Source organism: Paraburkholderia sp. RL17-381-BIF-C (assembly GCF_046026435.1).
In the GTDB taxonomy this organism is placed as follows: Bacteria; Pseudomonadota; Gammaproteobacteria; order Burkholderiales; family Burkholderiaceae; genus Paraburkholderia.
Genome location: NZ_JARESX010000020.1, coordinates 53,610 through 67,629, shown reverse-complemented (window position 1 = coordinate 67,629; position 14,020 = coordinate 53,610). Strand labels below are relative to the sequence as shown.

Genomic DNA, 14,020 nt, shown 5'->3' with positions numbered 1-14,020 from the left:
AAAAATGGCAACAGGTACTGTGAAGTGGTTTAACGATGCAAAGGGCTTTGGCTTCATCACGCCGGACGACGGCGGCGAAGACCTGTTCGCGCACTTTTCGGAAGTTCAAGGCAGCGGCTTCAAGTCCCTGCAGGAAAACCAAAAAGTGACGTTTGAAGTTAAGCAAGGCCCGAAGGGCAAGCAAGCTGCGAACATCCAGCCGGCCTAAGTACCGTCAGGTACGTTGAGGCACCCTTAGGCGCTTGCGTCTAATGCAAAATGGCCCGCTTTGGCGGGCCATTTTCTTTGTCTGACGGTTTGGTTTTTAGCGCTTGCGCGGGCTAAATCGAGCGCATGCCGGACAACGAAAAATCGGCTGATGGGCCACGTGCTTCGTCGAATTGTTGCGTGCGCAACACAGATTCCGAAATTTCGAACACGGAAACCGCCTGCTTCAACTGCTGCGTCTGCTGATGCAGCGATGCCGCCGCTGCCGCGGCCTGTTCGACGAGCGCCGCGTTCTGCTGCGTCATCTCATCCATCTGTACTACCGCCTGGTTGACCTGTTCGATACCCGTGCTCTGCTCGAGCGACGATGCGCTGATTTCCGCCATCATCTGCGTGACGCGCGAAATGGAGGCGGACACGTTGCTCATCGCTTCCCCGGCATGCTCGACCAGCGCCGAACCGCCCTGAATCTCGGCGACCGATTCGCTGATCAGCGTTTTGATTTCCTTCGCCGATTGCGCGCTGCGCTGCGCGAGGCCGCGCACCTCGCCCGCCACCACGGCGAAGCCGCGCCCCTGCTCGCCGGCGCGGGCCGCTTCCACGGCCGCGTTGAGCGCGAGAATATTGGTCTGGAACGCGATGCCGTCGATCACCGAAATGATCTCGGCGATCTTGTCCGAGCTCTGCGCGATGCCGCGCATCTTGTCGACCACCTCGTTGACCACTTCGCTGCCGCGCGAGGTCGCCTCAAGCGCGGTTTCGGCGAGCGCATTGGCCTCCCGGGCGTGCTCGGCGTTCTGACGCACGGTGGCGGTCAATTCCTCCATGCTCGACGCGGTTTCTTCCAGCGACGCCGCCTGGCTTTCCGTGCGCGCCGACAAGTCGGCGTTGCCGGTCGCGATTTCGTCGGCGCCGAGGTGGATCGAGTCCGCGGATTCGCGCACGGTTTGCACGGTACGCGCGACGCTCGCCTGCATTTTCGCGAGGCCCGAGAACAGCCGGCCGATCTCATTGGTGCCGCGCGCGGCGATCGGCTGGTCGAGGCGGCCTTGCGCGATACGGTCGAAGTGTCGGCCCGCCTCGTCCAACGGCGCCACCACGCCCCGGCGCAACGCCGCATACACGACGAACGTGCCGGCCACCAGCGCCAGCAGGATCACGATGCTGACGGCGCGAAACGTGGCCATGCGCGTATCGATCGAATCGAGCGATGCGCGGCTCGCCGCGTTGCCGAACTGCACGAAGTTATGCGACTCGCCGAGGTAGGCGTCCTGGAACGACTGGGTCGGCTGGTCGAGGAACGCCTGAATGTTGTTCGCGTCGAGAAACTGCACCAGTTCCGCGAGCGCGTCGTGCAGCTTCTTGTAGCGCTCGGCGAGGGCCGCGGCACGGGCGCCGTTCTCGTCGCCGGTCTTGGGGGCGCTCATGAAGGCCGCGAACGACTGGTCGGCGGCCGTCAACTGTTCGCGAGCGTGCTGCACGATGTCGGTCGGCTCGGAGCCACCCCGCACCATGCGCGTGCCGGCGCGCGAGAGATTGATGCGCGCGTCCATCAGATGCTGGGTCGTTTCGTTGACCGCGTCCACCTGCTTCAAGGCGATGTTGGACAGATCGTTCACGTCGTCATGGGTACGCGTGAGCGACCAGAACCCCAAACCGACCGTGACAAGCTGGAAAACGCAGAAAGCGGCCAGAACACACAACAGGCCGGATGCGACCTTGATCTTGCTGAACATCGTGAATACCTGAAGGCAAAGAATAACGGGAGCTACGTCAGGGTTAACGGCATCGCCGAGCCGCGCTTGAGACCAATTCCATCAAAGATCGTCTTACGCCCCCTTTACATCGGCCAACTTCACCATTGCAATCACTTCGCACAACAATGCATGGAGCAAATTACCGATTCCCCTTGACGCGGCGCGTGCGCGCTTCCTAGAGTGGGTAGGGACTGCACGACGCAGGCCAGTGCAGATTGCCACCGCGGGCTATGCCCGAAGGACTCACAATGACCGACCTCCTCGACCGGGCGCGCGGCGCACTGCATGCCCAGCCGTTCAGCATGCTGTTGGGCGCAGAGTTGATGCACACGGGCACCAACGAACTCACGCTGAGTCTGCCGATCCGCGACGAGTTGCGGCAACAGCACGGCTTCGTGCATGGCGGCGTCATCAGCTATCTCGTCGACAATGCACTGACGTTCGCCGGTGCGCTGCTACTCGGGCCCAAAGTCGTGACCGGGGAATACAAGATCAATTACCTGCGCCCGGCCATCAACGGCACGCTGATCGCGCGCGCAAAGGTCGTCTATGCGGGCCAGCATCAGGCCACCTGCCAATGCAACGTGTTCGTGATGGAAGGCAACCGCGAAAAGCTGATTGCCGTCGCGCAGGGCACCGTGAACCGGATCAGCGAAAGCGGCGAACACGAACACGGCAACTGAGACCGTAGCCTTTCCTGAAGCACATCGCGCCGCCATGGAGGCGCTTGTTCACGCTTTGTCATTTAGCTAATATACGAAACGTTATCCACCGATGGCTCCATTCGGCGCACTGCCTCATGACAGACGACCTCACGCGCATCAACGCGCTCGCGAATGCCAGCCGGCTCGCCGTCATGCGCTGGCTGAAAGAGCCGACGCTGCATTTCCCGTATCAGGACCACGCCGATATCGAAACGGTCGGCGTGTGCTGCACGTTCATCACCGACAAGCTCGGCATCGCACCCGCCACGACCACGCGCCACATGCGCATCCTCGCCGATGCGGGACTCGTTCGCGCGCAGCGGATCGGCAAATTCACCTATTACAAACGCATCGACGCCGAGCTGCAGAAGCTCGGCCGCGACCTCGCCAATCTGTAGGCGCGCGGTGTTCACGAGACCGCGCCGCCACCTTCCCGACAGCTTAGGAGCCACATGGACGAACTCGCACTTGCCACCGACGCGGACCAGCGCGCGCACGCTTACCTTGCCGGTATCGGCAAACGCAGGGTGTTTCCAGATGCGGCCGCGCTCCAGCAACTCGCGGCCTTCGATGAAGCCTTCCCGCAACACGGCCACGCGCCCGCCGACGTACTGCGCCTGCTCGACGAAAGCGGATCGCCCGGCACGGTCGCGTCGAACGATCCGCGCTACTACGGCTTCGTGATCGGCGCGGTGTTGCCGGCCGCGGCGGCGGCCGAACGTTTGATGGGCGCGTGGGACCAGTGCGCGTCGACCTTCGACAACTCGCCGGCCGCGGCCACGATCGAGAAGATCGCGGCGCGCTGGGTGCTCGACGCCCTCGATTTGCCGCGCGAAGCGGCGATCGGCTTTGGCACCAGCGCAACGGCCTGCACGCTTGTGTGCATCGCGGCCGCGCGGCGCGCGCTGCTCGCACGCAAGGGTTGGGATTTCGACAACGACGGCCTGGACGGCGCGCCGCCGGTGCGCGTCGTGATCTCCGAGATGGCGCATATCACGGTGAAAAAGGCGTTGCGCGTGCTCGGCTTCGGCATGAAGCGCGTGATCGCCGCGCCCGTGGATGCGCATGGTCGCATCGATCCCGCGCAGTTGCCGCCGCTCGACGACATGACGATCTTCTGCGTGCAAGCCGGCGAAGTGAACACCGGTGAATTCGATCCGTTCGCGGAAGTGATTCCTCGCGCCAAGGCGGCCGGCGCGTGGGTCCACGTGGATGGCGCGTTCGGCCTGTGGGCGCGCGCCTCGTCGAAACGGGCGCTGACCGAGGGCATCGACGGCGCGGATAGCTGGACCACCGACGGCCACAAGTGGCTCAACACGCCGTACGACGGCGCAATGGCGATCTGCCGCGACGCGCGCGCGATCTCGGCGGCGATGAACAGTGACGCGGTCTATCTGAGCGGCGCCCATGACGCGCAGAAGAATTTGAACCTGGAGTTCTCGCGCCGCGCGCGCGGCATTCCAATTTGGGCTGCCTTGCGTTCGCTCGGGCGCAGCGGCGTGCAGGAGATGGTCGACCGGCATTGCGCGCAGGCTTTGCGAATTGCCGAAGGTCTGCGCGCCGCCGGCTTCGAGGTGTTGAACCGTGTCGTGCTGAACCAGGTGCTGGCGCGGGCGAAGACCGACGCGCAGACCGTCGCGATTCGCGAAGCGGCGCAGGCGTCGGGCGAAACGTGGTTCGGCCAGACTGTCTGGCAAGGCCGGCCGGCATTTCGCATCAGCGTGTCGTCGTGGCGCACGGAAGACAAGCACGTCGATCAGTTGGTGGCGCTGCTTGCGCGTTTGCTCGCCGAGCAGCGCGCCTGAGCGACGCGCCGGCTGCACGCCTGTCGATCGTCGAGCGGCTCCGCTCGCGCAACGGCTCACGGAGCAGCGCCATCAAACCGCAGCGGCGCACACAAAAAAGGCGGTTCCTGCTCAACACAGGAACCGCCTTTCTTCATGCAGCCAAACTCGCCAGCGAGACTTACTCCGCCGCGTAGGTCTTCTGCGTTTGCTCGCCCAGACCTTCAATTCCCAGGCGAATCGTCTGGCCCGGCTTCAGGTACACCGGATTCGGCTTCACGCCCATGCCGACGCCCGGTGGCGTGCCGGTCGAAATCACGTCGCCCGGTTGCAGGCTCATGCACTGCGATACGTACGAGACCAGCTTCGCGACGCCGAACACCATCGTCTTGGTGCTGCCGTTCTGATAGCGATGGCCGTCCACTTCGAGCCACAGGCTCAGGTTCTGCGGGTCTGCGACTTCATCGCGCGTCACCACCCACGGGCCGATCGGGCCGAACGTGTCGAAGCCCTTGCCTTTGTCCCACGTGCCGCCCTTTTCGATCTGCCACTCGCGTTCCGACACGTCGTTGATCACGCAGTAACCGGCGACGTAATCGAGCGCGTTGGCTTCGTCGATATATTTCGCCGGCTTGCCGATCACCACGCCGAGTTCCACTTCCCAATCGGTCTTTTTCGAGCCGCGCGGAATTTCTACGTCGTCGTTCGGGCCGCTGATCGCGCTCGTCCACTTGTTGAAGATGACCGGTTCGGCCGGCACCGGCAGATTCGATTCCGCCGCGTGATCGGCGTAATTCAAGCCGATACAGATGAACTTGCCGATCTTGCCGACGCACGGACCCATGCGCGGATTGCCTTCGACCAGCGGCAGCGAGGCCGGATCGAGCGCGCGCAGCCTGGCGAGACCTTCGTCGGTTAGCGCGGCGCCGTCGATATCGGCGACCACTTTCGACAGATCGCGAATCTTGCCTTGTGCGTCGAGCAAGCCCGGCTTTTCCTGGCCCTTCGGCCCATAACGAAGCAGTTTCATCCTGACACTTCCTTTGAGTGGTGTTCGGTTCGTGGTTCAGCTTGGGTCGGCGTACCTCAGTTCGACCAGCCGCCGTCGATCACATGCGCGTGACCCGTGGTGAACGACGATTCGTCGGACGCAAGATACAGCGCCAACGCGGCGATCTCTTCCGGCCTGCCGATACGGCCCATCGGCTGACGGGCGACAAAAGCCGCCTGCACGGCGTCCAGCGTCGCGCCCTGTGCCTGAGCCTGGTCGACGATCCGCTGTTCGAGCGACGGCGAAGCCACCGTGCCCGGGCAGATCGCGTTACAGCGTACACCACGCGTGATGAAGTCGGCAGCAACGGATTTGGTCAGCCCGATCACCGCGGCCTTGGAGGCGCTGTACGCGAAGCGGTTCGGCACGCCCTTCACGCTCGACGCCGCCGACGACATATTGATGATCGAACCGCCGCCGTTGTCCAGCATGGCGGGCAGGAACGCGCGGATCGTGCGGTACATCGCCTTCGCGTTCAGGTCGAACGCGAAGTCCCAATCCTCTTCGCTGCATTCGAGAATGTTGCCCGCATGCACGAAGCCCGCGCAGTTGAACAGCACGTCGATCGCGCCCAGTTCGGCGGCCAGCGCCTTGATCGCCGCGTTGTCACGCACGTCGAGCTTGCGGGCGTCGACCGGCTTGCCGGCAAGTCCGTCGATGCGGATGTCAGTGGCGATCACACGCGCGCCTTCGCGTGCGAAGAGTTCGGCGGTGGCGAGTCCGATGCCTTGTCCTGCCGCCGTGATCAGGGCCGTCTTGCCGGCCAGTCTTTGTGTCATCTACGACTCCAGTTGAATGGGCTGTGCATTTGCTTTTGCTTCTGCTGCTTGTCTCTTCCAGAAATCAAAGTCGATAAAACGCAGCGGCATTGCCGCCGAAAACGGCTTCGCGCTCGCCTTCGCTCAAGGAGCCGAGCAGCGTATTCGCCACCGAATGCCAGAGCAGATAGTCGCCGTTCAGATCGAGCACCGGCCAGTCGCTGCCCCACATCAACCGCGCCGGCCCGAACGACCTCAACAGATGCTCGACATACGGCTGTAGCGTTGCCTCGGTCCAGCCGGGCGAGGCCTCGGTCACCAGACCCGACAGTTTGCAATGCACATTCGGCAGTTTCGCGAGCCGCGTAATCGCGTCGGCCCAGCCTGGATAACCGGCGTGCCCGTAGCGGATGGGCGGCTTCGCCCCATGATCGACCACGATACGCAGCGCCGGAAAGCGCGCCGCGAACGTTTCGAAAGGCTCGACGTGTCGCGCGTAAATCAAGCCGTCGAACGCGAGGTCGTGTGCGATCAGCGCTTCGATCGCGGGGGCGAGATCGGGGTTGGTGATCCAGGTATCGTCGGGCAAATCCTGCAGCATCGGCCGCACGCCCTTGAACTTCGGCTCGTGCGCCAGCGCTTCGATCACGGCCGGCGCCGTGGGCAACAATAACGGCACCCAGCCGACCACCCCGGCAATCGACGGCTCATGCCGCGCGAGGTCCAGCAAATAGCGTGTTTCGTCGATGGTCGGGGCCGCCTGCACCACCACCGTCCGTTCAATGCCCACGCGCTCTCGCAACGGTTTGAGATCCGCCGGGCCAAACGTCCGGTACAAAATCTTCAGTTCCGGCGTGAGCCACTCGTAGTCGCCGCGAGCGGGGTCCCAATAGTGCTGGTGGGCATCGATAAGCATCGTCAAATCAACTCTCCGGCGCGGGCGCGCGGTTGTCGAGCAAGCCTTCGTCACGCAACGCGGACCACAAGCCCGCGGGGATCGGCTGCTCGAACGACGCCGCGTTCTCGCGCAATTCGTCGGCACTGCGCGCGCCGGTCAACACCGTGGCGACCGCCGGATGCGCATACGGAAACTGCAAGGCGGCGGCCGCCAGCGGCACACCGTGCGCACGGCACACCGCTTCGAGCCGCGCGACGCGCTCGATCACTTCGCGCGGCGCCTCGCCGTAATTGAATTTCAGATCACCTTCGACGCCGCGCGCCAGAATGCCCGAGTTGAACGCGCCGCCTAACAGGATGCTGACGCCGCGTTCTTCACAGGCCGGCAACAGGTCGTCGAGCGTGGTCTGTTCGAGCAGCGTATAACGGCCCGCGAGCAACGCGCAATCGATATCGAACTCGGCCATCGCATCGAGTATTACCGCGCCTTCATTGACGCCGAGTCCGACGGCCTTGATCGCGCCCGCCGAGCGCAATTTGTCCAGCGCGCGAAACCCGCCGCCTTCGGTCAGTTGCCGCCAGTAATGGGGATGATTGTCGCCATGCGTGGCGCGGCCGATATCGTGCACCAGCAGAATGTCGATATCGACGATACCGAGGCGCTGCTGGCTGTCTTCGAACGAGCGCAGAATGCCGTCGTGCGTGTAGTCGTAAATGGCTTCGAAAGGGAGCGGGTTTTGCCAGCCTTCCTTGTCGTCGAAAGGCGTGGTGCGCGGCACGAAGCGGCGGCCCACCTTGGTGGACAGCACGTAGTCACCACGCGGATAGCGCCGCAAGACGTCGCCCAGGCGATGCTCGGCCTTCGTATTGCCGTAATGCGGCGCGGTGTCGAAATAACGCACGCCGGCGTCCCACGCGGCGGCGATGGTGGCGTGGGCTTCTTCATCGGACAGGTCGCGGTAGAGGCCGCCCAAGGGCGCCGTGCCGAGTCCCAATCCGCTCACCTGCACCGCCCCACGGCCGATGCGGCGCCGTTGCCCGATCTTCGATGCGATCGTTGCCGTCATTCAGCGCGTCTCCAGTATCGACCGGAGTTGACGCTTCAGCGCTGACTCCGGTCCCATTCGTGTTTTACCATGCACGCGCAGCATGTGCCCGCAGCGTGTACGACCTGCTTGCCGGAAGGCCTGCGGACAAACCGCTCAGTGCGGCTCGATCGCGACGACCCGGTGCTGCGGCGCGGCGCTCGACGGCAAGCAAGCCGGGCCGACCGGATCGAACGTCTTGTAGGTCAGGATGAATTCCTGATGGCCGAGCGTTTCCGACTTGGAGGCCGCGCCACCCGACACCGCCACGGTTTGCTCGAACACTTCGCGGCCGACTTCGTCGAGTGTGCCGCGGCCCTCGAGAATACGACCCGCGTCGACATCCATGTCGCCGGCGAGGTTGCGATACGTCGCCGGATTCGCGCACACCTTGATGACCGGCGAGATCGCCGAGCCGACCACCGAGCCGCGCCCGGTCGTGAACAGAATCACATGCGCGCCACAGGCGATCAGCTCGCCGATCTCGGCGTTGTCGCTGATGTTCGGAAAGCCGAAGCGCGGTTCGCCGTCGGGCACCACGTCGAGCAGATACAGGCCGCCGGTCGGCGGAATGTCGCCGGGTTTGACGATGCCGACAATCGGCGACGCCCCGCTCTTGGCATAGGCGCCCAGCGACTTTTCTTCCTGCGTGGTGAGGCCGCCGTCCGCGTTGCCGACCGCAAAACTGCCGTGGCCGAGAATCGAGTAATAGCGCGCTGCCTTCGCGACACAGGCAACGATCTCTTCACCAAGTTCGGGCCGTGACGCGCGCGTTTTCATATGGAACTCGCAACCCACCAGCTCGCCGGTTTCTTCGAAAATGCACGTCGCGCCCGCGTCGATCAGATGGTCGAACGCGCGGCCCACGGCCGGATTCGCGGTGATGCCGCTGGTCCCGTCCGAGCCGCCGCAAATGGTGCCGATCACCAGTTCGCTCAGCGCCATCGGTACTTTCTCTTGCGCGGCGAGTTGCCCGCGCACACTGCGAATCCAGTCGACGCCGTATTGAATCGTGCTGCGCGTGCCGCCCTTTTCCTGGATGGTCAGCACTTCGACCGGACGGCCGCTTGCGCGCACCACGTCCACCAGATAGTGCTTGTTCATGCTCTCGCAACCGAGCGAGACGAACAACACCGCGCCCACGTTGGGATGCGTGGTGAGCCGCTCGAGCATTTTTTCGGCGTAGCTGTTCGGATAGCAGCCGGGAAAGCCGATCAGATGCACTGGCGGTTCGCGTTCGGCGGAAGGATCGTCGAACGCATCGAGCGGTTCGCGAAACTGCGTGACGATCTCGCGCGCGACGTGATGCGCGCATTCGACCAGGTAAGCCACCGCCACCACATTGCGGATGCCCTTGCGGCCGTCGCGGCGCAGGTAACCCTGCAGCGTGGGATGCTGCGATGCGGCGGATGGAGATGCTACGGAAGTGTCAGTCATGATCATTCCAGCGCGGCGTCAAGGCCACGACATTGTGCTCACATCAGTGATGGACGAACTCGTGGCCCGCGTCGTGCGTATAGGTGGGCAGGTAGTCGCTCTCGAGATTGTGCGTATGCAGATGCGCACCGCGCGCCACTGCTTCCGTCACGTGACCGATCACTGCGCCGTAGCGCAGCACCTTGTCGTCTTTCGCGAGTTCATGGCGCGCCACCTTGTGACCGAGTTCGATGGTTTTGGTGAGCGTCACGCGCTGGCCTTCAATCTCGACCTGCGTGCCGCCGTCCAGCCGCGCCGCCGCGATCAGGCAGTTGTCGGCGGGGCTGAGCAGGATCAGGCGTGGGTCCGTTTGCATGGGGCGGCTGGTCAAGTGAGGTCTCCGGAATGCGTGTGCATTAGTTCTGGCCTTCGCCGCTTGCGAGGCGCGCCACCATCAGCGAGCCCAGGATGATCGCGCCGTAGATCGCCTGGATCCAGAAAGACGGCACCTGGGCAAGCGTCAGCAGGTTCTGCACGACGCCGAGCAGCAGCACGCCGGTGAGCGCACCGAACATGGTGCCCTTGCCGCCGTCGAGCGAAATGCCGCCGATCACCGCTGCCGCGAACACCGTGAAGATCATGCCGTTGCCCTGGTTCGCGTTGATCGCGCCGACATAGCCGGTCACGATCAAACCGCCTAGCGACGCGAGCACGCTGCCTAGCACGAACACGCCCCACGTAATGCGCTCCACCCGAATCCCCGCGGCGCGCGCCGCCTCGGGATTGCCGCCGATCGCATACAACGCGCGACCCAGCCGGTGATAGCGCAACACGAAGGCCGCGATCGCGAACGCCACTGCCGCGAGCCACACGGACAACGGCAAGCCGAACACGATGGTGGTCGCGAGCGTGAAGAACGACGGCGGCATATCGAACAGCGTGCCGCCCTTGGTCGCACCGACCAGCATGCCGCGCAGCACGATGAGCATGGCCAGCGTGACGATGAACGCGTTCAGCCGCAAACGCACCACCAGAAAGCCGTTGATGAAACCGATCACCGCGCCGACCGCCACGATGGCCAGCAAGCCGGCTGCCGCAGGCCATTGCAGGCCGAAGCCCGCGGACGCCGCCGGCATCACCAGCATCGCGCCCACGGCGGGCGCAATGCCAACCGTCGATTCGAGCGACAAATCGAACTTGCCGGTCAGCACGATCAGCGATTCGGCGAGCACGACCAGCGCCAACGCCGCGGAGGCGCCCAGTACGCTGATGAGATTCGCTTTGGTCAAGAAGCTGGGGCTGACAAATGCGCCGATCACGATCAGCAATGCGAGCGCGGGCAGCAATGCCAACTCGCGCAGACGCGCGAGTTCGGAGCGCGCGCGTTTGCCGCGAGTGGACTGCGCCAGCGGCTGAGCCTGAGCTTGCGCGGTGCCGAAGGCGGGACTGGGCACACTATTCTTCATGGAGACTGACTCCTTCAACGGATGCGATCAGGTCGTGGTCCTGCCAACCCGCCGGAAATTCGGCCGCGACACGGCCACGGAACATGACCAGCACGCGGTCACAGGTGCGCAGATCGTCGAGTTCGCCGGACACGACCAGCACGGCCTTGCCCTCTTCGCGCACGCGATCCACGACGGAGAGCAGTGCTTCTTTCGATTTCACGTCGACGCCTGCCGTGGGATCGATCAGCACCAGCACATTGGGATTGGTGGCGAGCGCACGCGCCATCACCACCTTCTGCTGATTGCCGCCCGACAGGCCGGACACCACATGCTCCGGACCTTGCGCAACGATGCCGAGCGCGTCGATCATCTTCTGGCCGAACGCGTTCTTCCTCGCGGGCGGGGCGATGCCGAACTTGCCGAGCAAACGCGCGATCGTCATCGAGGCGTTTTCCGCGACCGATTGCGTGAGCACGAGGCCTTCGTGATGACGATCCTTCGGCACACAGCCAATGCCGTGCGCGAGTGCCGCGGGCACGTCGCCGGGCGGCAAGGTCTTGCCATCCACCCGGATCGCGCCGCGTTTGGCGGCACGCAGGCCGGCAATCGCTTCGGCCACGCTCGTACGGCCGCTGCTCGTCGCGCCGGTCAGGCCGACCACTTCGCCGCGCTTGACGGTGAACGACACGCCTTCGTAATCGGCGCCCGCGAGGCCGTCGACGTGCAGCGCGATCGCCGTGTCGGCGGGCAATGCGTCGCGCGCCGCCGCGTCGGCGACGGCGAGTCCGCCGCGTTCGCCGGTCATCGCTTCGATCAACTGCTCGCGCGGCAGCGCTGAAACCGGCGCGCTGACGATATGCCGCGCGTCGCGCAGCACCGTCACGGCCTGGCAGATTTCATAGACTTCCTGAAGATGGTGCGAGATGAACAGGAAGGTCACGCCTTCGCGCTGCAACTCGCTGATGCGCCGGAACAGGCGCTTGATTTCGTCGCCGTCGAGCTGCGCGGTCGGTTCGTCGAGAATGATGAAGCGCGCGCCGTACGACAGCGCACGTGCGATTTCCACCAGCTGCCGTGCCTCCACCGTCAGATCGCCGGCGCGGGCGTCTTCGCGCACGTCGATCTTCCAGTGATCGAGCAGCTCGCGCGCATCGCGCCGCATGGCTTGCCAATCGATCACGCCGCCGCGCAGCGGCTGCCGGTTGATAAACAGATTCTCCGCGACGCTCAGGTCGCGGATGATCGTCGAATGCTGATAGACACACGCCACGCGCTCGCGCCACGCGTCGCGATCCGCGATCGACGGCGCGGCCGCTCCGCTGAAACGCACCTCGCCGGTGTCGGGCTTGCGCAGGCCGGTGAGGATCGACACCAGCGTCGATTTACCCGCGCCGTTGCGCCCGACGAGCGCATGCGACTCGCCGGGCATCACGCGGATGCTCACGTCTTTCAGAGCGGCCGTCGAACCGAAGCGTTTGGTGACTTCGAACGCTTCGACGACGGGCACGGAGGGCGTGGAATCGCTCATTTGACCGCTCATTTGACGGTATTGCCCCACAAGGCTTTGTCGTCGACATTCGACTTCGTCACGAGCGGTGCGGGCAGTTGGTCTTCCAGAATGCCCGGCGCCAGCTGGATGATGTTGCTGCCGTGATCGGTCGGGCCCGGCTTGAAGGTCTGCCCTGCCAGCGCCGCCTTGATATAGAACAGCCCGTATTTCGCGTACGAATCGGCGGGCTGCGACACGGTTGCGTCGATATCGCCGCGGCGGATCGCATCGAACTCCTGAGGAATGCCGTCGTTGCTAACGATCACGACGTGCTTCGCGTCGCCGACAGGAAAGAGCATTTGCTTGCGGCGCAGGGTTTGCAGCGTCGGCGACAGATAGACGCCGCCAGCCTGCATGTAGATGCCTTTCACGTCGGGATTCGCGGTCAGCAGGCTGTCGAGCGCGGTCGCCGCGACGTCGCCTTTCCAGGCCGCAGGGATCTCCAGCACCGACACGCCAGGATAGCCTTTCATGCATGAGCGGAACGCTTCGGACCGGTCGCGTCCGTTGACCGAGGCGAGGTCGCCCATAATCTGCACGACCTTGCCCGACTTCACGTGATCGCCAATGTACTTGCAGGCCTTTTCGCCATACGCGCGATTGTCGGCGCGGACCACCATCGCAACCTTGCCTTGTGTGGGCGCGACGTCCACGGCGACCACGGGCACGTTCTTCGCCGCGGCGGCGTCGAGCGCGCGGCTGATCGCCGCCGAATCCAGCGGGCCGACCACGATGCCCTTCGCACCGAGGTTCAGCAGGTTGTTCATGTCCGTGATCTGCTGCGCGGGATCGCCGTTTGAATTGACGGGCGCAAGAATGTCGAGGCCCATGTCCTTCGCGTACTTGGGCAGATAGTTGTTGTACGACTGCCAGAATGGCGACGTGAGCAGCGGCAGGCCGAGGCCGATCTTGCCTGCGTCGGCGGCCTGCGCGGCGCCGGTCACGCCAAGGCCGGCGAGACAGACGGCGGCCGCCGCGGCGGATAGCGAACTGCGGAACAAACTGCGAGCCGCGTGCGGCCCTTTCGCGAACGACATGGTTGTCTCCTGATATGCGTTGTTGAACTGCGTGAACCGACACGGAATGCCAGCACTTCGTCCTGCGCTTTCTTATCGAGGGCTCCCAAACCCGCCGATTCGCGCCAGGCCCCCGAGGGTGCGCGAACAATTTGGGATAACCCAGTGTTTTTCTTGTCGAGTATTGGCGTGCGTTCATTCACCAATGAACGTATTATTCATATACGGACTTTTCGAAGTCAAGCAATGTGCACTGCACCAAGCGTCCGTGTTTTCCCTGGACCGGTGCCAGCTCGCACGAGATTCGTCACGCACTTACACTCACGCGCCAGATAATGAGAACTGCAC

General features: G+C 64.1%; 14 protein-coding genes. 4 read left to right on the top strand and 10 right to left on the bottom strand.

The genetic code is table 11. The features are described from left to right. The first annotated feature begins 4 nt into the window (after nt 1-4). Nucleotides 5-208 carry a cold-shock protein gene (locus P0D70_RS14945; protein ID WP_007178724.1) on the top strand — a complete coding sequence of 68 codons (204 nt, stop codon included), beginning with the start codon at nt 5-7 and terminating at the stop codon, nt 206-208. Nucleotides 209-320: 112 nt separating this feature from the next. Here P0D70_RS14945 and P0D70_RS14940 read toward each other — a convergent pair whose 3' ends face one another. After that, nucleotides 321-1,943: a methyl-accepting chemotaxis protein gene (locus P0D70_RS14940; protein WP_408185066.1), complete on the bottom strand. Its 1,623-nt coding sequence runs from the start codon at nt 1,941-1,943 to the stop codon at nt 321-323. A gap of 269 nt (nt 1,944-2,212) precedes the next feature. On the opposite strand from P0D70_RS14940, the gene P0D70_RS14935 reads away from it, so the two are divergent. From P0D70_RS14935 to P0D70_RS14925, 3 genes are all read left to right on the top strand, one after another. Beyond that, on the top strand, nt 2,213-2,647 hold the full coding sequence (locus P0D70_RS14935; RefSeq protein ID WP_091805101.1) for a PaaI family thioesterase: 435 nt from the start codon (nt 2,213-2,215) through the stop codon (nt 2,645-2,647). Nucleotides 2,648-2,763: 116 nt separating this feature from the next. Then, nucleotides 2,764-3,066, top strand: a complete 303-nt coding sequence (locus P0D70_RS14930; RefSeq protein WP_091805103.1) for an ArsR/SmtB family transcription factor — start codon at nt 2,764-2,766, stop codon at nt 3,064-3,066. 54 nt (nt 3,067-3,120) lie between these two features. Continuing rightward, on the top strand, nt 3,121-4,473 hold the full coding sequence (locus tag P0D70_RS14925) for a pyridoxal phosphate-dependent decarboxylase family protein (protein WP_408185065.1): 1,353 nt from the start codon (nt 3,121-3,123) through the stop codon (nt 4,471-4,473). 160 nt (nt 4,474-4,633) lie between these two features. Here the strand turns inward: P0D70_RS14925 and P0D70_RS14920 are convergent, their stop codons facing one another. The 9 genes from P0D70_RS14920 to P0D70_RS14880 form a co-directional block, all read right to left on the bottom strand. Next, nucleotides 4,634-5,482, bottom strand: coding sequence for an ureidoglycolate lyase (locus P0D70_RS14920; protein WP_091805109.1), 849 nt, complete (start codon nt 5,480-5,482; stop codon nt 4,634-4,636). Nucleotides 5,483-5,538: 56 nt separating this feature from the next. Next, nucleotides 5,539-6,282 (bottom strand): SDR family oxidoreductase, encoded by a 744-nt coding sequence (locus P0D70_RS14915; RefSeq protein ID WP_408185064.1) that lies wholly within the window; start codon nt 6,280-6,282, stop codon nt 5,539-5,541. A gap of 64 nt (nt 6,283-6,346) precedes the next feature. Next, a complete protein-coding gene (locus P0D70_RS14910; RefSeq protein ID WP_408185092.1) occupies nt 6,347-7,177 on the bottom strand; it encodes an amidohydrolase family protein in 831 nt (276 codons plus the stop codon). A 7-nt stretch (nt 7,178-7,184) separates the two neighbouring features. Next, entirely contained in the window at nt 7,185-8,225 is a 1,041-nt protein-coding gene (locus P0D70_RS14905; RefSeq protein ID WP_091805115.1) for an aldo/keto reductase, read from the bottom strand. A gap of 135 nt (nt 8,226-8,360) precedes the next feature. Continuing rightward, nucleotides 8,361-9,680, bottom strand: a complete 1,320-nt coding sequence (locus P0D70_RS14900; protein WP_408185063.1) for a UxaA family hydrolase — start codon at nt 9,678-9,680, stop codon at nt 8,361-8,363. Between the two features lie 43 nt (nt 9,681-9,723). After that, a complete protein-coding gene (locus P0D70_RS14895) occupies nt 9,724-10,050 on the bottom strand; it encodes a UxaA family hydrolase (protein WP_408185062.1) in 327 nt (108 codons plus the stop codon). Between the two features lie 25 nt (nt 10,051-10,075). Then, the gene (locus P0D70_RS14890; protein WP_091805124.1) at nt 10,076-11,125 is read right to left on the bottom strand and encodes an ABC transporter permease; all 1,050 of its coding nucleotides are present in this window, start codon (nt 11,123-11,125) and stop codon (nt 10,076-10,078) included. Next, complete coding sequence (locus P0D70_RS14885; protein ID WP_408185061.1) at nt 11,115-12,635, bottom strand: sugar ABC transporter ATP-binding protein; 1,521 nt, start codon at nt 12,633-12,635, stop codon at nt 11,115-11,117. The genes P0D70_RS14890 and P0D70_RS14885 overlap by 11 nt, the downstream gene beginning before the upstream one ends. 8 nt (nt 12,636-12,643) lie before the next feature. Further along, the gene (locus tag P0D70_RS14880; RefSeq protein ID WP_408185060.1) at nt 12,644-13,693 is read right to left on the bottom strand and encodes a sugar ABC transporter substrate-binding protein; all 1,050 of its coding nucleotides are present in this window, start codon (nt 13,691-13,693) and stop codon (nt 12,644-12,646) included. Nucleotides 13,694-14,020: the final 327 nt, after the last annotated feature.